This is a genomic window from Streptomyces cyaneofuscatus, from assembly GCF_000718135.1.
In the GTDB taxonomy this organism is placed as follows: Bacteria; Actinomycetota; Actinomycetes; order Streptomycetales; family Streptomycetaceae; genus Streptomyces; species Streptomyces cyaneofuscatus.
Genome location: NZ_JOEM01000010.1, coordinates 201388 through 219100 on the forward strand (window position 1 = coordinate 201388; position 17713 = coordinate 219100).

The 17713-nt window shown below is 69.5% G+C and carries 19 protein-coding genes and 4 pseudogenes; 10 read left to right on the forward strand and 13 right to left on the reverse strand.

Annotated elements, in window-relative coordinates; genetic code table 11:
• Positions 1–60 precede the first annotated feature (60 nt).
• Positions 61–162: a putative leader peptide gene (locus tag IF17_RS1000000140410; protein ID WP_311586523.1), complete on the reverse strand. Its 102-nt coding sequence runs from the start codon at positions 160–162 to the stop codon at positions 61–63.
• A gap of 74 nt (positions 163–236) precedes the next feature.
• Between IF17_RS1000000140410 and IF17_RS0119180 the strand changes: the two genes are divergently transcribed.
• Positions 237–659 (forward strand): secondary thiamine-phosphate synthase enzyme YjbQ, encoded by a 423-nt coding sequence (locus tag IF17_RS0119180; protein WP_030567545.1) that lies wholly within the window; start codon positions 237–239, stop codon positions 657–659.
• Positions 660–931: 272 nt separating this feature from the next.
• Here the strand turns inward: IF17_RS0119180 and IF17_RS0119185 are convergent.
• The 5 genes and pseudogenes from IF17_RS0119185 to IF17_RS0119200 form a co-directional block, all read right to left on the reverse strand.
• A pseudogene (locus IF17_RS0119185) lies at positions 932–1126 on the reverse strand (transposase); the annotation flags it as partial.
• Positions 1127–1435: 309 nt separating this feature from the next.
• On the reverse strand, positions 1436–3235 hold the full coding sequence (locus IF17_RS0119190; protein WP_244890518.1) for a DUF6924 domain-containing protein: 1800 nt from the start codon (positions 3233–3235) through the stop codon (positions 1436–1438).
• Between the two features lie 211 nt (positions 3236–3446).
• Positions 3447–3599: an IS3 family transposase gene (locus tag IF17_RS1000000140415; RefSeq protein WP_106980211.1), complete on the reverse strand. Its 153-nt coding sequence runs from the start codon at positions 3597–3599 to the stop codon at positions 3447–3449.
• A 510-nt stretch (positions 3600–4109) separates the two neighbouring features.
• The gene (locus IF17_RS0119195; protein ID WP_051884066.1) at positions 4110–5384 is read right to left on the reverse strand and encodes an APC family permease; all 1275 of its coding nucleotides are present in this window, start codon (positions 5382–5384) and stop codon (positions 4110–4112) included.
• Between the two features lie 402 nt (positions 5385–5786).
• Positions 5787–7190 (reverse strand): NAD(P)-binding domain-containing protein, encoded by a 1404-nt coding sequence (locus IF17_RS0119200; protein ID WP_030567561.1) that lies wholly within the window; start codon positions 7188–7190, stop codon positions 5787–5789.
• A 108-nt stretch (positions 7191–7298) separates the two neighbouring features.
• On the opposite strand from IF17_RS0119200, the gene IF17_RS1000000139830 reads away from it, so the two are divergent.
• The 3 genes from IF17_RS1000000139830 (at position 7299) to IF17_RS0119215 (ending at position 8675) form a co-directional block, all read left to right on the forward strand.
• Positions 7299–7523 carry an FAD-dependent oxidoreductase gene (locus IF17_RS1000000139830; protein WP_030567562.1) on the forward strand — a complete coding sequence of 75 codons (225 nt, stop codon included), beginning with the start codon at positions 7299–7301 and terminating at the stop codon, positions 7521–7523.
• Between the two features lie 243 nt (positions 7524–7766).
• Entirely contained in the window at positions 7767–8141 is a 375-nt protein-coding gene (locus IF17_RS0119210) for an ArsR/SmtB family transcription factor (protein ID WP_030567563.1), read from the forward strand.
• A 27-nt stretch (positions 8142–8168) separates the two neighbouring features.
• Positions 8169–8675: a GNAT family N-acetyltransferase gene (locus tag IF17_RS0119215; RefSeq protein WP_030567564.1), complete on the forward strand. Its 507-nt coding sequence runs from the start codon at positions 8169–8171 to the stop codon at positions 8673–8675.
• Between the two features lie 3 nt (positions 8676–8678).
• Here the strand turns inward: IF17_RS0119215 and IF17_RS1000000139835 are convergent.
• The 5 genes and pseudogenes from IF17_RS1000000139835 to IF17_RS0119235 all read right to left on the reverse strand — a co-directional run.
• Positions 8679–8825, reverse strand: a pseudogene (locus IF17_RS1000000139835) (pyridine nucleotide-disulfide oxidoreductase); the annotation flags it as partial.
• A 191-nt stretch (positions 8826–9016) separates the two neighbouring features.
• Complete coding sequence (locus IF17_RS01000000136565; protein WP_157851163.1) at positions 9017–9388, reverse strand: transposase; 372 nt, start codon at positions 9386–9388, stop codon at positions 9017–9019.
• A gap of 130 nt (positions 9389–9518) precedes the next feature.
• On the reverse strand, positions 9519–10022 hold the full coding sequence (locus IF17_RS0119225; protein WP_018515998.1) for a MarR family winged helix-turn-helix transcriptional regulator: 504 nt from the start codon (positions 10020–10022) through the stop codon (positions 9519–9521).
• Between the two features lie 482 nt (positions 10023–10504).
• Positions 10505–11617, reverse strand: coding sequence for an ACR3 family arsenite efflux transporter (gene arsB / locus IF17_RS0119230; protein WP_030567565.1), 1113 nt, complete (start codon positions 11615–11617; stop codon positions 10505–10507).
• Positions 11614–11922 (reverse strand): ArsR/SmtB family transcription factor, encoded by a 309-nt coding sequence (locus IF17_RS0119235; protein WP_026242219.1) that lies wholly within the window; start codon positions 11920–11922, stop codon positions 11614–11616. The genes arsB and IF17_RS0119235 overlap by 4 nt, the downstream gene beginning before the upstream one ends.
• A 95-nt stretch (positions 11923–12017) precedes the next feature.
• Between IF17_RS0119235 and IF17_RS0119240 the strand changes: the two genes are divergently transcribed.
• Both IF17_RS0119240 and IF17_RS1000000137900 read left to right on the forward strand, forming a co-directional pair.
• On the forward strand, positions 12018–12440 hold the full coding sequence (locus IF17_RS0119240; RefSeq protein WP_018515995.1) for an arsenate reductase ArsC: 423 nt from the start codon (positions 12018–12020) through the stop codon (positions 12438–12440).
• A pseudogene (locus IF17_RS1000000137900) lies at positions 12437–12608 on the forward strand (FAD-dependent oxidoreductase); the annotation flags it as partial. The gene IF17_RS0119240 and the pseudogene IF17_RS1000000137900, both read left to right, overlap by 4 nt.
• An 808-nt stretch (positions 12609–13416) precedes the next feature.
• On the opposite strand, the gene IF17_RS0119250 reads toward IF17_RS1000000137900, so the two are convergent.
• Positions 13417–14280, reverse strand: coding sequence for a helix-turn-helix transcriptional regulator (locus IF17_RS0119250; protein WP_030567566.1), 864 nt, complete (start codon positions 14278–14280; stop codon positions 13417–13419).
• A 254-nt stretch (positions 14281–14534) separates the two neighbouring features.
• On the opposite strand from IF17_RS0119250, the gene IF17_RS0119255 reads away from it, so the two are divergent.
• From IF17_RS0119255 to IF17_RS0119270, 4 genes are all read left to right on the forward strand, one after another.
• On the forward strand, positions 14535–15050 hold the full coding sequence (locus IF17_RS0119255) for a hypothetical protein (protein WP_030567567.1): 516 nt from the start codon (positions 14535–14537) through the stop codon (positions 15048–15050).
• A gap of 49 nt (positions 15051–15099) precedes the next feature.
• Positions 15100–16359, forward strand: a complete 1260-nt coding sequence (locus tag IF17_RS0119260) for a serine hydrolase domain-containing protein (RefSeq protein WP_030567569.1) — start codon at positions 15100–15102, stop codon at positions 16357–16359.
• Positions 16360–16525: 166 nt separating this feature from the next.
• Positions 16526–16783, forward strand: a complete 258-nt coding sequence (locus IF17_RS0119265; RefSeq protein ID WP_030567571.1) for an agmatine deiminase family protein — start codon at positions 16526–16528, stop codon at positions 16781–16783.
• Between the two features lie 122 nt (positions 16784–16905).
• On the forward strand, positions 16906–17316 hold the full coding sequence (locus tag IF17_RS0119270; RefSeq protein WP_051884069.1) for an FKBP-type peptidyl-prolyl cis-trans isomerase: 411 nt from the start codon (positions 16906–16908) through the stop codon (positions 17314–17316).
• A 140-nt stretch (positions 17317–17456) separates the two neighbouring features.
• Here the strand turns inward: IF17_RS0119270 and IF17_RS0119275 are convergent.
• Positions 17457–17713: pseudogene (locus IF17_RS0119275) on the reverse strand (recombinase RecA); the annotation flags it as partial.

The following is a 17713-nucleotide window of genomic DNA, read 5'->3' on the forward strand; positions in this document are numbered from 1 at the left end:
CCGGGGCGGAGCAGGCGCAAAGGCCCGGTCAGAAGCGACCGGAAAGGCGCTGAGAGAACGTCAGCAGCCGCGACAACACGCGGCGGATGCCACCCGCAGCAGGTCGATGTGACCGCGCGAGGTGAGCAGAGCTGATCGGAACATGGCGATGAACGTAGTCATCCGGTCAGGAGACGGTCAATGGCGTCTCGGAGCGTGGACGTGTGATCTCGCCCTCCGGAAGGGAAGATGGGGGCATGTCCGATTCCTTCACCACCACGGTTCTGCACATCACCACGGGTACGGCCGAACGCGTCATGGACCTGACCCGGGAGTGCGAGGACTTCCTCGCCCGGGCGGCGTCCGGCCGGGACGGCCTCCTGAACATCTTCGTCCCCCACGCCACGGCGGGCATCGCGATCCTGGAGACGGGCGCGGGCAGCGACGACGACCTCCTGGCCGCCCTCCACCACCTGCTCCCGGCGGACGACCGCTGGCAACACCGCCACGGCAGCCCGGGCCACGGCCGCGACCACGTACTCCCCGCCCTCGTCCCGCCCCACGCCACCTTGCCGGTGATCGGGGGGTCGCTGGAGCTGGGGACCTGGCAGTCGGTGTGCCTGGTGGACACTAATAAGGACAATGCCAACCGTCGGGTCCGACTGTCGTTCCTCGGGTAGAGCTGCCTCTACCGTCACTGTAGGAGTGATGTCCGGCCGCACCAAGTGAGAGTCGCAGCTCAGGGCAGGGCCGGGGCGAGCGGTGTTGCGTGGTGACGCACCTGGGGAGGCTTGGCACCGCGCGTCGGCGCATTTCCTGACCTGCACGATCCAGAGTGGTCGGAACCGCCGGCCCGCAACGGCTGGTTGCTGCCACGTCCCGGGCCGGCCCGCGATAGCGCAGGTTGACGACGCGGTTCCCAGGATCTGGTCACAATCCTGAAGACCGTGTCCTACATGGTGAGGCGGACGAGCCGCCTGTAGCAGCAGAGGGTGGTGGCGAGTCCGAGATAGGCCAGGTAGTTGCGGGGATCTCGCTCGTAGCGAGGACTCAGGCGGCGGTAGCCGGACAGCCAGGACATCGTCCGCTCGACGACCCAGCGGCGGCGCCCCAATCGTTCGCTGGACTCGACGCTCTTGCGGGCGATGCCTGCTTCGTCGCGGCACTGAGGTGTCCGGATGACTGGAGGAATCTCAACGGGGCCGAATCCTCAAGAAGTTCCGCCCCAGGGCAGCCCTCCGGGATGTGAACGATGGCGTCGCCGCCCTTTGCAGCGGCGTTCTGGCATGTCGCCGCCACAAGGCCAGGCCCGCGCCGGTCGCACGGGCCTCGCAGCCCCGGAAACCAGCCCCGTACGGATCGATGCCCCACACATCGGTAGTGCGTGCCTTGATGGCCCGAGCCGCTGACCTGCGACGATGCCTATCGTGCGCGAGGTCGTCAGATCCTGCCGAGGTCAGAAGCCCCGGAAGACACCGTTGTCGGCGGCGTTCTCGAAGTCCTCCCAATCCATGTTGGCGAGGGAGATATTGTTCTCGACCGACCACAGTTCGGTGGCGATGACTCGGAGTTCGCCGTGCTCCTGCCTGGCCTCACCCTCCTCACATTCGTCGTTCTCGTTGAAAAGCAGGAGGGCCAGCAGCGGTATCTCCGGCGCCGTGAGGGCGGTCTTGTCGGCCACAATGAATAGATCGGAGTTCACCTCGCGTGCGGCCGACAGGATCTGTCGGGGCGCCAGGTCGCGATAGGCAAGATCATCCACTGGGTGGACGTTCGCGAGGAAGCCGTCCTGGTTCGGTGTCATGACGGTCTGGAGCAGGGCTTGCCAAGCGGTCGGGTCGGAGAAGTCGGTGCGGATCAGCAGGGTTTCGTCCGTGTCCGGCAGGCTCTTCACGATTCCTCCCCGTGCGGGCGGGTTCGTGGCGGCGGCCGACTCGGCCACCGGCTCGCCGTCGCGCCAGACGATGGTGCCGTCGGCACGGAACAGGACCACTCCGCCCTCCTCGACACGCAGTTCGTCGGCCGGTCCGCCCAGCGGTGGGCGGTCGTCGCCGAGAACGCGCAGCATGCCGTCCTCGTCGAGCCGCAGTCCGGGCTCGGCCGTTTCGCCGAGGTGCGCGTACCAGAGCCAGGTCTGGTCGGCCCCGAACAGAACGAGGCGGCGTTCGTCCCAGTGTCCGAGCACGGTGCTTCCGTCGGGGGAGGTGAGGGAGTGCCGTCCGAGCGTCTGTCCTCGGCGCAGCACGGCACCTAGCGGGGCGTCGAGCGCGGGGCCGTGGCATGCCGTGTGTGTGCCTGTGGACCACACCGGCCGGCCGTCCACGTCATGCAGTTCGGCACGGCCGTCATCTCTGACCACGAGCCTGCGGGCCCCCGAACCGGATGGGCCGGAACTCCACACCGGGACACCATGGGTGTTGTGGACCGCGAGGACACCGTCCTCGGAGAGCTCGGCCCATCCTCCGTCCACCCACCCCGTGCCGGTTGACCACACGGCACGGCGCTCGGTGTGGCAGTACAGAGTCAGGTCGCCATTGCCCTGGTGGGCAAGTGTGTGCGTACCGGTGGGAGACGTCAGGGACTGGTTGCGCAGGCGCCCTCCCGCCTCCAGCGCGGGCCCACCGTACGCGTAGGGCTCTCCCAGGGGGACCGGTCCGTGCGGGCGTTGGGTGCCCTCGTGCCACAGGACGGTCCCGGCGGAGTCGACCAGGCACAGCATCAAGCTTTTGGATTTCGAACCACCCGCCAGGTGCCGGCGCCACGTGAGCACGGTGCCTTCCTGTTCGAACCAGTCGACCAAGGGACGGGTCAGCGCGTAGCTCATACCCCCGCCCTTCCCGTACTCGCAGACCCGCAGCCATCCGTCCTGCTCGCGGGCCACTGTCCGCCGTATCTTCCCCTCTTTGACCAGATACGCATCCCGGGTGATGGCAGCCGCGGGCGCCGCGTCCCCGAGCGGCACAGGGTGGGTGAGTCCGGTGCGTATGTTGCCCAGGCGGACGTGGGAGCGGTCCAGGAGTTCCAGCTCTCCGGCGTCCGTGAGGATGAGGTACTGCGCCCCGGGCGCGGCGAAACCGGAGCGCCACACCGTGTCGTCGTCCTCCCCGCCCTCGACGACGACCTCATACCCGTGTCCGAGCAGCAGCCGGCCAGCCGCGCCCGCCCGCCAGACGACCTGACCGCGGTCGGTGTCCGTGACTGCGGCGATACCCTCCGAGTCGCACCGCAGCACGAACCTTTCCGAGGGGGACGTCATCTGGGCATCGTGGTAAAGACGTTCGAACATGGGCAGTTCACGCACAGGAACCCTCTTCTCCTACCGGGCGACGCCAGGTCATGGTGGCGTCGGTGCGGATTCTGCCGGACGCCTCTGACAACGGGCCTGGTTGGCCCGACGGCCCTGCCCTGACACCCCTGCCGCACACCCTGAGCTGCCCCGAGTTTCGTAGAGATCCGGTGATCTTGGTTCAGGCGGGCCGCGGGGTCTGCTCCTTGCTTCGCCAGAGGGCTCCCTCGTACTCGGCGGGCGAAACGTAGTCGAGCGCGGAGTGAAGACGTTCTCCGTTGTACCAGGTGATCCATGGGAAGATCGCCCGTACGGCCTGGTGACGTCCTTCCAGGGGTGTTGCGTCTCTATAAGTTCGGCCTTGGAGGTGCCGTTCAGTGCCTCGGCCATCGCGTTGTCATACGAGTCCGCGCCCGACCCGACGGAGGCGAAGGCACCGATGTCTGCGAGCCGGTCGGTATACCGAATTGACACGTATCGCAACCCGCGGTCGCTGTGACGGATGAGGTCGGAGCCCCTCGTGATCCTCGGCCTCCACAATGCTATTTCCAGTGCGTCCAGCGGCAGTTCCGTTCGGGCCCAGCATCGCGAAGACGGCCTGTAGGTAGTCGGTCATGGCGGTCATGCCTCTCGAAGATGCTTGCCGGGAATCGTTCGTGCCAGCATCGAGCGCCCTTTCCTGTCGACGGACTGGTGTCAGACAGGTTGTGGGAGCTTTTCCTTTGCGTGATGCCCGAGGCGCCTGTCCGATGACTAACAAAATGTCCGCCGAACTGACCGAAGAATCCGTCCCAACCTGGCGAATGGAAACGGACATATCACCTACATCGGCGTGAAAATCTGATCAGATGCCCTGCTGGTGGTGTGTGCTGACGCGGCGGATGCCGTACGTGGCTGCGCCGATGAGGAGGACGGCGGCTCCGGTGAGCACGGAGGACGGCGGCAGGGCGAAGGCCAGGACGAGGCATCCCGCCACGCCGGTGACTGGGATGATCCGCGCCGGGCGGCCTTCGGCGGGGGTCAGGGTCCAGGCGGAGGCGTTGGCGATGGCGTAGTAGGCCAGGACGCCGAAGGAGGAGAACCCGATAGCTCCTCGTACGTCCGTGGTTGCGGCGGCCACGCCGACGACGGCGCCGACGAGGAGTTCGGCCCGGTGAGGGACTTTGAAGCGCGGGTGCACAGCGGCCAGGGCGTGGGGGAGGTGATGGTCGCGGGCCATGGCCATGGTGGTGCGGGAGACGCCGAGGATGAGGGCGAGCAGGGAGCCGAGGGCCGCGACGGCCGCGCCGACGCGTACGGCGGGGACGAGCCAGGCGGCGTCGGCCGCCCGGGCGGCGTCCGTGAGTGGGGCGGTGGCGGAGGCGAGCCCGCCGGGCCCGAGGACGAGGAGGACGGAGACTGCGACGAGGGCGTAGACGACGAGGGTGATGCCGAGGGCGATCGGGATGGCCCGAGGGATGGTGCGGGCCGGGTCGCGGGCCTCCTCGCCCAGGGTGGCGATGCGGGCATATCCGGCGAACGCGAAGAACAGCAGCCCGGCCGCCTGCAGCACACCGGCCGCCGTGGCGTCCGCACCGATCCCCAGGCGGGCCGTGTCCACCCCGTCGGACGTCAGGGAGGCGGTCGCGACGGAGGCGAGCACCGCCAGGACGACCGCCATGATGCCGCGCGTGAGCAGGACGGACTTCTGGAGGCCCGCGTAGTTGACGACGGTCAGGGCCACCACGGCGGCCACCGCGACCGCGTGGGCATGGCCCGGCCAGACGTAGGAGCCGACGGTCAGCGCCATCGCCGCGCAGGAGGCGGTCTTGCCCACGACGAACGCCCAGCCGGCCAGGTAGCCCCAGAAGGGGCCGAGCCGTTCGCGTCCGTAGACGTAGGTACCGCCCGAGGCCGGGTAGAGGGCGGCGAGCCGGGCGGAAGAGGTGGCGTTGCAGTAGGCAACGACCGCAGCCAGGGCCAGTCCGAGCAGCAGGCCGGATCCGGCGGCGCGGGCGGCCGGGGCCAGTGAGGCGAAGATTCCGGCGCCGATCATCGACCCCAGCCCGATCATCACCGCGTCCGGCACGCCCAGGCGCCTCCGGAGTTCGTCCGGCAGCCCGACTGCGGGCGGAGGCATGCTGCTCACGGTGTTCTCTCCTTGCCGAATGCGCTCGCGGACAGTTTCGCGGTGCGCGGGCACGATAAGCGATCGACCTGAACAGCACGCGGCTTGCCCCACCTGTGGGCCGGGGTACTGGTGTCAGGCGGCGGTCGCTGCTCGTCGCGGAGTCCGGCGCGCGCGGTGCGAGGGGTTGAACGCGTAGAGGTCGAGAATGCCGGGCGGCTCGGTGACGCCGGGGTCGGCATACACCTTCAGCGCGTGAAGCTCACGGTCATCCGCGATCAGACTCCAGCGGATCTTCGCAACTACGCACTCCCCGAGGCAGTCGGCTCGGCCCGGAGCGTGCGAACTCGGGCCTCGCGCATGGGCCTTCTTCGGTCAGTAGCCGGACCAGCTCCTCAGGGGCAGCCCGGTTGGTCACGAGCTGCAGCAGCCACCTGCTGGTTCCTCTTCGTCAGTTGCGCCGACCGTGGTGGGGGTGTCGAGCTGGACGAGAGGCGGGGTGGGCGCGCAGCAGCCTTCGCTGTCGGTTTCCCTGGTGTCGGAGGTGTCGAAAAGGCCGGCTCCGCCGCAGACTCCGGTTTCGGGGAGGGTGAGTTCGACGCGGTCGGCGGAGGCGAGGTCGCCGGCGATCGCGGCGGCTACCGAGCGGACCTGCTCGTAGCCGGTCATCGCGAGGAACGTCGGGGCGCGGCCGTAGGACTTCATCCCGACGAAGTACACGCCGGGTTCGGGGTGGGAGAGCTCGCGGTGGCCGTGCGGGTAGACGGTGCCGCAGGAGTGCTGGTTGGGGTCGATCAGCGGCGCGAACTCGGCCGGGGCCTGGAGGCGCTCGTCGAGGTCCAGGCGCAGTTCGTTGACGAAGGACAGGTCGGGGCGGAAGCCGGTCAGCACGATCAGCTGGTCGACGGCGTCCAGGCGGCGCCCGTCCTCGCTGACGAGGGTCAGGCGGCCGTCGGTGTCGCGTTCGACCGCTTCGGTGCGGAAGCCGGTCACGGCGTCCGCGTGGCCCTCGTCGACGGCGGCCTTCGCTGCGAGGCCCAGGGCGCCGCGGGCGGGGAGCTGGTCGGCTTCGCCGCCACCGAAGGTGGAGCCGGAGATGCCCCGGCGCAGGATCCAGACACCTTTGGTGCCTGTGCCGTCCTTGGACTTGGCGAGGTCGGCGAGGTAGGCGAGGGCGGTGAACGCGGAGGCACCGGATCCGATCACGGCGGTGCGCCTGCCGGCGTAGCGGGCGCGGGTGGCGGGGTTCTTGAGGTTCGGGACGCGGTAGGTGATCCGGTCGCTCGCCGCGTGTTCCCCGAGGGCGGCCAGGCCGCTGCCGCCGGCCGGGCTGGGCGTCGCCCACGTGCCGGAGGCGTCGATGACGGAGCGGGCGAAGATGCGTTCCTCGCGGCCGTCGGCGTGCGCGAGGTGCACGACGAAGGGCTGCTGCTCGCGGTCGGCGTCGACGATGCGGTCGCGGCCGGTGCGCGAGACGCCGGTGACCGTGGTGCCGAGGCGGACCCGGTCGCCGAGGGCGTCGGCGAGCGGCTGGAGGTACTGCTCGGCCCAGTCGCCGCCGGAGGGGTAGGTGGCCGGGTCGGGACGGGCCCAGCCGGTGGGAGCGAGGAGCTTCTCGGCAACCGGGTCGATGACCTCGCCCCAGGTGGAGAACAGGCGCACGTGTGCCCACTCGCGCACTGCGGCGCCGGCCTGCCGGCCGGCTTCCAGGACGAGGGGTTCGATGCCCTGGTCGAGCAGGTGGGCGGCGGCGGCCAGGCCGGAGGGGCCTGCTCCGATCACGGCGACGGGCAGCTCGGGGGTGGCGGGCGCGTTCACGGGGGCTCCTTGCGTGGTTCGACATCTGTCGATGGCTTGCGCGGCCCAGCATCGCACCTGTATTGATGATCGTCAACATAGACATCTATCGAATTCAGGGAATGGTTCATGGAGCACATCGACGTCGCCGTCATCGGTGGCGGTCGGTCCGGACTCGCCACCGCCCGCGCGCTGCTGGGTCGCGGGCTGCGGCCGATGGTGGTGGAGGCGTCCGACCGCACCGGCCGGTGCTGCCGGGTCTGGCGGAGTTCACGGAGCAGGTGCTGCATGCTGCCGGCTACCGCAGCCCAGCCCCCGTCACCGGCGGCCGACCGGTGGTGGTCGGGGCCGTAAACTCGCAGCGCAGATCGCCGCCCCGTGAATTCTCGGCCGGGACCTGCACTTCTGGACGGCCGGCACCGGCCTGGACGCCGCGCCTCTCGGCTGGCTTCTGGTGCGCCCGCCGGGGCAGCCCGTTCGAACTCGCTGCGCGGTCTCGGCCGGGAGGCGGAGCAGATCGCCCGGCGCGTGGCCGCCCGGCTCTTGTGCCGATGACGTCCCTCCCCAGGCTGGTTCGACGTGTGTCAACATGGACTTATGTCGAATGTGCAGGAGTTGCCGCTACTCGAACCCACCGGTGGCCAGGGTGCGGTGCCGTGCTGCCCGCCGCTGACCGAGCGCCCCATGAGCGCCGCGGAGGCCGAAACCGCGGCGCGGATGTTCAAGGCGCTCGGTGACCCGGTGCGGCTGCGGCTCTTCTCCGCCGTCGCCTCGCACGAGGGCGGGGAGGCGTGCGTGTGCGACATCTCCGACGTCGGCGTTTCCCAGCCCACCGTCTCCCACCACTTGAAGAAGCTCAAGGAGGCCGGTCTGCTCACCTCCGAGCGGCGCGGCACCTGGGTGTACTACCGGGTCGAGCCATCGGTGCTCGCCGCGATGGGCCAGTTGCTGGCCATACCGGCCGCGGCCTGACAGTCGGACGGAAAGGGGGCGGGCGCAATGGGCGGGGTACTGAGTGCCGTGGTCGTGCCACTGGCGGTGGAGCACGCCGAGCAGGTGCTGGCGATCTACCGGGCGGGAGTCGACGAAGGGAACGCCACCTTCGAGACCACCGCTCCGGCGTGGGAAGCGTTCGACGCGGCGAAGCTGCCCGAGCACCGCTTCGCCGCCGTCGAGGGGAACGGGAAGGTGCTGGGATGGGTCGCGGCGAGCCGGGTTTCCGACCGGTGCTCGTACGCGGGGGTGGTCGAGCACTCCGTCTACGTCCATCCGGCGGCCCGCGCTCGCGGGATCGCTTCCACCCTGCTCAGAGCGCTGATCGAATCGACCGAGCGAGCCGGTATCTGGACTATCCAGTCCGGGATCTTCCCCGAGAACGCCGCCAGCCTCGCCGTGCACGAGCGGGCCGGCTTCCGGGTCATCGGCACGCGGGAGCGGATCGGGCGCCATCACGGAGTCTGGCGCGATGTCGTCCTTGTCGAGCGCCGCAGCCCGGCCATCACTTGAGCGTCAGCTCGACTGTGCGGTCTCGTGTGCGGCATCGCGGGCAGGGCGACCGACGCCGATGGGTGTGGCTGACGCCGGGCCGGACCGGTCGCCCGAGCCGAGCATGTCCAGCCGCAGCAGGCTCAGGGCCCGGGTGCAGGCGGTGGGTAGGGCTTCGTCACCGGGCACGCAGGAAGCGGTGATGTCGGCCTCCGGCGGGGCGGCGATCATATCCTGTGCCGGACAGGGCTCGGTGAGGAACTGCACCGTCTCGGGTATGCCAGCGGCGTTCGGGGTCATCGGACCAGGATGCTCGGGCAGGTAGAGCCGACGGTTGATCAGGACCCGTTCCCTCTCGGTGGTCAAGTCGAGAACACCCCGACCTGGGCGTTCTCGATGCATCCCGCAGCGCGGGTGTATTGCCTCTGCACTCCCGCCGAAGCCCGGCCCTTCTTCAGGAAGCCGGTCTCGTCGAGCACGGGAACGCCGTCAGCACCGAGGTATTCGACGCCGTAGGCGCGCAGGCCATCGCGGACGGCATCGGCGTACCAACAGGCGCAGCGCAGCAGGCGCTGTATCGGACGGGGCCGGATGCGGCCGGCCTGTTCGGCCAGTTGCCAACCGTTCTTCCGCTCGACGCTCGACAGAAGTCCGCGCAGGTAGGTGCGGTCCGTGGCCCGGGGTTCAACTCGCCCGAACCGGCCTGAGATCCGGCCCATGACCTGGTCGGACATCACCCGCCAGCGGGTCGGGTCTCCCTGTGGCCCTGCGGCCACCGCACGCTCTTCAGGAGTCCGCACAGCCCTCGATGATCACGCGGTGCCCGCACGCGTCGTCAGCCGGGTCCGCTGCGAGATCGCCACATCAGACCGGGTTACCAGAAGCCCCGTCGACCTCGACATTGGCCACCATCGTGCGAAGCACTTTCAGCGCGGCCACGTACTCCTCGTCGCTGATCCCCTTGTGGACTACGGCGCGTACCTCGGTCGCCAGCTCACGAAGCCGCGCTCTGGCGGCCTCCCCGGCATCCGTGAGATGCAGGCGCTGGCCGTCGTCGATCCGCAGCCATGCGCGGTGGAGCAACTGGTCGACGACCCTGGCGATCTCGTGCGGGCCGTCGGCAAGGTGCGTCAGCTGGGCGACGACCTCCTCGCGGCTCGGTGCCGCAGGGCCGCCGTTCACACGGTTGAGTACCCAGTACTGCGGCTGCGTGACGTCGAGCCTGGCCATCGCGTCGCGCAGATGCCGAGTGACGGCCGCGTGTACCAAGCCGCTCCAGTATCCGATCGGCTGAGTGGCCAGCATGTCATCGGTGGCGGCCGGGTTCGCGGGCGCCTGGTCAGTGGTGGTGCCTATCAGGGATTCCATGATCGCGACGCTACATTTCCCCCGGAGCGCTGAACCACCGGAATGGACTATTCACTGCAACTCGTCCTGGGTGTGCGCCGGAACGCCGACCACCGTCATCCTCAGGGCCGCCGCAGCCTCACGACACCCGACCCGGCCCGACGCGGCGACTGCTGACGACCGCTCGCCCCCGTAGCCAGCTGGTCGATTCACGAAACCGCACTGGATTATCAGGACGTCGGGAAGGGAGGGCGCGTCCAGTTGAGGGAGGGCGCGTCCAGTTGCTGGTGGCGCTGATGACCGCACGGGCTCGCCAGGTGCCCGCGTCGGCCTCGACCCGGAGCGTCGCGGCGCACGGCGCCCGCGCGGGCGCCGTGCAGGATGGTCGGGCGCGTAGCGCTTCTCGTAGTCGGCGAGGTAGTCGAGACCGCGTCAGCGCAGGTGGTAGTCGGCGGCGAGCCCAGCCTGGCCCCCGCCGACCACCACCACATCCGTGTGCTGGCTCACGGGGCCGTCGTCACCGTGCCGGGGGCGAACCTCCTGCGCCAGGCGAGCGCGACGTAGACCAGGCCGATCAGAACCGGGACTTCGATGAGCGGTCCGACGACGCCGGACAGGGCCTGGCCGGAGGTGACGCCGAAGGTGGCGATGGCCACCGCGATGGCCAGTTCGAAGTTGTTGCCCGCCGCGGTGAACGCCAGGGTCGTGGTGCGGTCGTATGCCAGGCCCAGGCCCTTGCCGAGCAGGAACGTGCCGAAGAACATGACGGCGAAGTAGACCAGCAGAGGCAGCGCGATCCGTACCACGTCCAACGGCTGCGAGGTGATGGTCTTCCCCTGCAGGGCGAAGAGGACGACGATCGTGAACAGCAGCCCGTACAGCGCCCATGGGCCGATCTTCGGCAGGAACCTCCGCTCGTAGGTGTCGCGGCCCATCTTCTGCTCGCCGATACGGCGGGTGGAGAAGCCGGCCAGCAGCGGGATGCCGAGGAAGATGACGACGTTCAGCGCTATGTGCCACACGGACACATCGAGGCCCTGGCCGTCGCCCAGGTTCATCCACCGGGGCAGCAGGTCGAGGTAGAACCAGCCCAGCAGGCCGAACGCGAGGACCTGGAACACCGAGTTCAGCGCAACGAGGACGGCGGCGGCCTCGCGGTCGCCACAGGCCAGGTCGTTCCAGATGATGACCATGGCGATGCAGCGGGCCAGGCCGACGATGATCAGGCCGGTGCGGTACTCAGGCAGGTCTGGTAGGAAGATCCACGCCAGGGCGAACATCACCGCCGGGCCGACGATCCAGTTGATCACCAGCGAGGAGACGAGGAGCTTGCGGTCGCCGGTCACACGGTCGAGCCGGTCATAGCGGACCTTCGCCAGGACCGGGTACATCATCACGAGCAGGCCGAGGGCGATCGGCAGGGAGATCCCGCCGATCTCGATCTTCGCGAGCGCGTCGTTCATCCCCGGGACAAGACGGCCCAGGCCCAGGCCCACGGCCATGGCGAGCAGGATCCACACCGCGAGGTAGCGGTCGAGCGTGGAGAGCTTCTTGATGATCGAGTCGTCCCCACCGCCGGTCGGAGCGGGGGCCGTGGTTGGCTCGGTGGACGTCACGGGCAGGCCCTCTTGTTCTCGGCGGCGGTGCGGGCCAAGGCGGCGAGCTCGGCGAACTGCTCGGACAGGCCGGTAAGAACCTCGGGCTTGAGCTTGTAGTAGGTGAAGCGGCCGCAAGGCTCGGTCTCCACGATCCCGGCCTCGCGCAGCACCTTCATGTGGTTGGACAGGTTGGTCTGCCTGGCCCCGGTCTCCTCGACCAAGTGCGTCGTGCAGAGCGTCTCGCGCGCCAGCAGGGTCACGATCTGCAGGCGGAGCGGATCGCCCAGCACCCGGATCACATCAGGATCGACTGAAGTCAGCATGCACTGATACTGTCACATCATCACTCGCTGATACCAGCCGGGGCTGAAGTCATTGGCGGCTGGGTTCCGCCCTGCGACGAGAGAGAACGATCACCATGGCCGACAAGCCGTCCGTCCTGTTCGTCTGCGTCCACAACGCCGGCCGCTCCCAGATGGCCGCCGCGTGGCTGACCCACCTGGCCGGCGACCGCGTCGAGGTCCGCTCCGCCGGCTCCAACCCCGGCGACCAGGTCAACCCGGCCGCCGTCGCCGCCATGGCCGAGGTCGGCATCGACATCTCCGCCGAGACCCCGAAGATCCTCACCATCGACGCGGTCCGCGAGTCCGATGTCTGCATCACCATGGGCTGCGGCGACACCTGCCCCGTCTTCCCCGGCAAGCGCTACCTCGACTGGAAGCTCGAGGACCCCGCCGGCCAAGGCGTCGACGCCGTCCGCCCGATCCGCGACGAGATCAAGACCCTCGTCGAGGGCCTGATCGCCGAGATCGCCCCGGCGAAGCCGGAGGCGACGGCGTGAGCGAGATACGCGACGTCGTCATCATCGGTTCCGGCCCCGCCGGATACTCCGCCGCGCTCTACGCCGCCCGAGCCCAGCGGCGGGCCCCTGCTTTCGGTTAGCGGCATCGTCATCGGTGGCTCCCTCACGACCACCACCGAGGTCGAGAACTTCCCCGGTCTCCCCGACGTGGTCTCCACGACTGGTATGCCGAGCCGGGACGGGAGCCACTCTCGAGGCTGCGCCATGGAGGGCGACTGGCGAGACCGGTCGCGGACCGTTGGTTCCGTCCTGCGGATGGGCAGGCGCGTAAGGAGACCCTGATCGACCTCGGCGGACGGCTGACGCTCTTTCCGGCCCGCGCTTCCCTTCGCTGGGTGCCCGGTTTCCTTCACCGCCCCGAGTAGGACTGAGCTGGAGATGGCAACCGGCCGGCATCGACCGGTTGAGAGCGGCGGCGACGCTGCGCCTGCTCTCCAGCGCCCCGCGGTTGGAGGAGGCCGCAGCCCGGATGCGGGAGGCATGGCAGACCTCGCCGACGAGGTGTGGTTACCGGACAGAGTTGCCGTTGCCGAAGGCGCCCGAGCTCAACTCGGCAAAAGTGGCTGCCCGGAACGGCGCACAGGCTTTGCCCAGACCTGGCACCGGCGAGGTCACCGCAGAGCAAGATCACTTACGGGGCAGCCCTCAGTGTCGGCCCATGTCCTCGATCAAATGCCCGCGTCTACTGAAAACGCGGTGCGTGCTGTGGCCGCCGTTCGCCTGCTTCGTGATGAGTGGCAGCCAGAGGTAGGGCCCGGCCGCGGCGCAAGTCCCAGGTCTGTCTCGCCCGGCGGTGCGCTCCTCGGCGGAGGTGAGAGGGCTGGCGAGGGCAACTAGCCGACCCGCCCCTGCGCGCGCCGCCAAGGGCTTCCATCGCCGAAGTCGATGGGCGGGGACTATCCTCGGGGTTGCCTTAACGGGGTTTGGTGGACACGAATGTCGATAAGGCGGACCGTCAGGTGCGGCTGAGCTTCCTGGGCTGATGGGGATGCGGCAGGTTCCCGCCCACCGGAGAAGGGTGCGTGCCGGACGGCTCGGCCGACCCGGGAAGCAGGCCTGCGTCCTGGGCACGCAGCACCGCGCTGAGCCGGTCCGCGGCTCCGAGCTTTCGGTAGAGCGCGTTCAGGTGCTTGTGGACGGTGCGCGGCGAAATGCCCAGCCTTCGTCCGATCACCTCGGCGGTCAGTCCCGTCGCCAGCAGGTGCAGTACGTTCGTCTCGCGCGGTGTCAGCGGCGCCGCCAAGGCGTGGTTGGCCTGCCGCCTGCGAGCGCTGCCCGATGACTCGCGCAGCGCCATCAGGAGGGACCGGTGGGCCGTCGCGGCCTTGAGCAGTGGCTGCACGCGTGCCGCGTAGCGCTCGTCGTGCCGGGAGAAGTCGCTCCCGGACCGGTGCACCAGGAACCCGCTGACGTGCGGCCCCCTCTCCGGCAGCGGCAGGCCGAACACGTGACGTGTCCCGAACGCCTGACGGAGTGCGTCGGCGGTCGGACTGCTCCGCCAGGTCCGCGCCCCCACCACCCGTGCGGCGCTCTGCGGCGTCCAGTCGGATGTGGCCCCGTAGCGGTCGATGAAGGGGTACCCCGAACGGATGTAGGCCTGCACCGAGTCGTCACCGCCGCCGACTTCCGTTAGAGGTTCCGGGGACCGGATCACCACGCTGCCCTGATCACGGGTCCAGGGCACCTCCTTGACCACGATCAGCTCCCCGTCGAGCGCAGTGAGCAGCTCCGCGGTGAGCAGGGGCCAGACGAACTCAGGGGCCTCGGCGCCCATCACCTCGACCGCCACGTCCAGCATGCGTGCGTACCGATCCGGCATGACGACTTCCCCCGAGGTCCCCGTGACTGTGCCTCTTCACCGTAACCCGCCGCTGTCCATACGCACTTCTCCCCATAGCCCGGCACACCGCGCTCCCGCCACGATCGGCTCCGGTCGGACCACAGGGTCCGTCCGGACCCACGGGGAGACCACACATGTACGGAAAAACGCCGGCGGCAACGGCTCGTTGACGTACCTGAAGGTCCGGCGCGGCTGACGCCGCGACCCCCAGCCACCGAGAGGACATCTGCGACATGAGTTCACCGCGTTCCGTGCTCACCTCCCTCACTGCGGTGTGCGCCCTCGCGGCCGGCCTGGCCGTCACGGGGCCGGCCGCCCCGGCGCAGGCCGCCGCTTCGGACTGTACGGGCGGTGCCCGGGGCTTCCGCGACCACCCGGACAACGCCTCCGGCGACACCGACAAGCCTCGGCGCCTGGACCTCGGCGGAGGCGTCGTCATCACCCTGGAGAAGGGGGTGTACGGGGGCCAGCAGATCGGTTTCGGGAAGATCAGCGGCCCCACCCGTCCGGGTGACAAGGTGTGGATGGACTGGCGGGCCGGCGGGTGGGATGACGGAGGCAGGCCCGAATGGCCGATCCGCCCCTGGCTCCAGTGCGGACCGTTCACCGTTCAGAGCCACGGCCAGAGCCTGACCACTCCCTTCAAGCGCACCAGCACCGACCCTGACTACCAGTTCCGGGTCTGCGGTTCGCTCGCCACCAACGGCGTGGTCCGCTGCGCCACCAAGAACGGCGTCGACTGGTGGTGACCTGCCGGTACCCCTGGGACCCTGCCCGCTCCGAGAAGAAGAACCGAGGATGACCGTGCCCCTGTCGTCACACCGATGTCTGGCCGTGAGCGCAGCCCTGATCGCCGCTCTCGCCGGTGCTCTCGCTCCCGCCACCAGCGCGTCCGCAGCCCCCGCCACCATCCGAACCCAGACGCCCGCACCTGATGTGGCCGGCATCGTCGCCGCACTCGAATCCGCGTTGGCCAACGGGGCGCCGGGGGCGATGGCCCGCTACTCCGGCCCGGACGGGGTCAGAGGAAGAGCTGTCGGCGTCCGTGACCGGGAATCGGGCGCGGCCATGGACACCCAGGCACGGTTCCGGGTCGGCAGCGTCAGCAAGACGTTCTCCGGCGTCGTGCTGCTCCAACTGGTGGAGGAGCACCGGCTGAAGCTGGACGCGCCCGTCAACACTTATCTCGAAGGGCTGTTGCCCGACGACCGGATCACGGTCCGGCATCTCCTCAGCCATCGCAGCGGCCTGGCCGACTACACCGACGCCATGTTCAACGAGACCGTGCCGGGCTTCGAGGCCGTACGCAACCGGGTGTTCAGCTACCGAGAGCTGCTCGACCTCTCCCTCGCCGAACCCCGGACCACCGAGCCCGGTGGAGCGTACGCGTACTCGAACACCAACTTCGTCGTCGTCGGCATGCTCATCGAGAAGCTGACGGGACGCCCGGCGGCCGACGCCTACCAGCGGCGCATCATCAAGCCGCTGGGGCTGCGCCAGACCACGTACGTCCACCCCGACACGCGCATCAAGGGCACGCATGTACGCGGCTATCTGCACCCTGACGAGGCCGGGGCGCCGCTCGTCGACTCCACCGAGCAGACCGTGTCCTGGGCGCAGTCCGCGGGCGCCGTCATCTCCAGCCCCGCCGACCTCAACACCTTCACCAGCGCCCTGATGCGCGGCCGGCTGCTCTCCCCGGCGACGCTGGAGGCGATGACCACGGTCACGCCGACGGACGGCACCAACACCCGGTTCTACGGGCTCGGTCTGCGCCGCTACGACCTGTCCTGCGGCACCCGGGTGTATGGGCACACCGGCACCGTCCAGGGCTACTACACCTACGCCTTCTCCACCCGCGACGGCCGCCGCAGCCTTTCGGCCTTGGCCAACACCTCCAACCACGGCGCGGCGAACACCGCGCTGGGCGGCACCCTGGAGGCCGCCTTCTGTGGGAAGCCGTCGGCACCTGCCCCGACCGCGCGCTCCACGACACCCTCCGGCCTCTCCGCCCACGCACCACGGCCCGCCGAGCGTGACCTGCCGGAGCGCTACTGAGGTCCGACACGACGGGTTGACCGGCCGGCCCGCCGAAGCGGGTCGGCCGGCCTCACAGGGCAGCCCCGCGGGGCGCCCCACGGGCGGTGCGCCCGGAGCGGTGTCGCGGAAGGCGGCCGGAGCGAATGGATGGGATCAGCTGACCGGCTTGCCGGGCTGGTCGTGCGTGGCGCAACTCCAGGGACCGGACTACGACAGGATCCGCTCCCGCAACCCCGACTTCCTCACCTCGTACGTCAACTACTACCTGTGCAACGGCGCCGTCATCTGCGCCCACTTCGGCGACTCCCGCGCGGACACGGCGGCGAAGGCCACGCTGGCCCGGCTCCACCCCGACCGCACCATCGAACAGCTGAACATCGACCGACTCGGCACGGGAGGCGGCGGCATCCACTGCGTCACCCAGCAGCAGCCCGTGCCGTAGCAGCGGCGGACAGGAAACAATGGTGCGGTGGCCCGCCGGTCCGGCGGCGGACCACCGCACCGGCCGTGACACGGTGACAAGGGGTACGGGATGACGCCCCCGAGCAAAGGGATGGGAAGTCGATGAGCGAACGGACGAAGCCCGTGATCGAGGTACCGGAGGGTGACGCGCCCACCGAACTGACGATCCGGGACCTCGTGGTGGGGGACGGACCCGAGGCGCAGCCGGGCAGGGTCGTCCAGCTCCACTACGTAGGGGTGACGTTCGCGTCCGGGAGGGAGTTCGACTCCTCCTGGGAGCAGGACCGGCCGTTCAAGTTCGCCGTGGGCGGCGGCCGGGCCATCAAGGGCTGGGACCGGGGAGTGAGGGGCATGAAGGCCGGCGGCCGACGTGAGATCATCGTTCCCCCGCGGCTCGGCTACGGCAAGCAGTCACCTTCTCCGCTGATCCCGGCGGGCTCGACGCTGATCTTCGTCGTGGACCTGCTCACGGTGGCGGGCGGACCCGCCGGAGCGAGGCCCCGCTCGGCCTGAACGCAGCGCTCCTGAGGTGCCGGAGTGCCCCGGTTGTTGGAGGAGGTGGCGTTGTCCCTGGACGGCACCAGGTCGCTGCGCGATGGTCGGCTCTGCCCCTTCCCCCGGCCGTGGCGAGGACGCCGCCGCGCCCCTGGCTGTCAGGCGGCGTTTCCCGCCGAGGCCGGGGCGGTGTCAGGGACCGGGACGCTGCCCGTGCCGTCGGCGACCGCAGGCTTCGCCGACAGGTCGATTCCGAGCTTCTGGAGGATCTTCTTCTCGATCTCGTCGGCGAGGTCGGGGTTGTCCTTGAGGAAGGTGCGGGCGTTCTCCTTGCCCTGGCCGAGCTGGTCGCCCTCGTACGTGTACCAGGCGCCGGCCTTGCGGACGAAGCCGTGCTCCACGCCCATGTCGATCA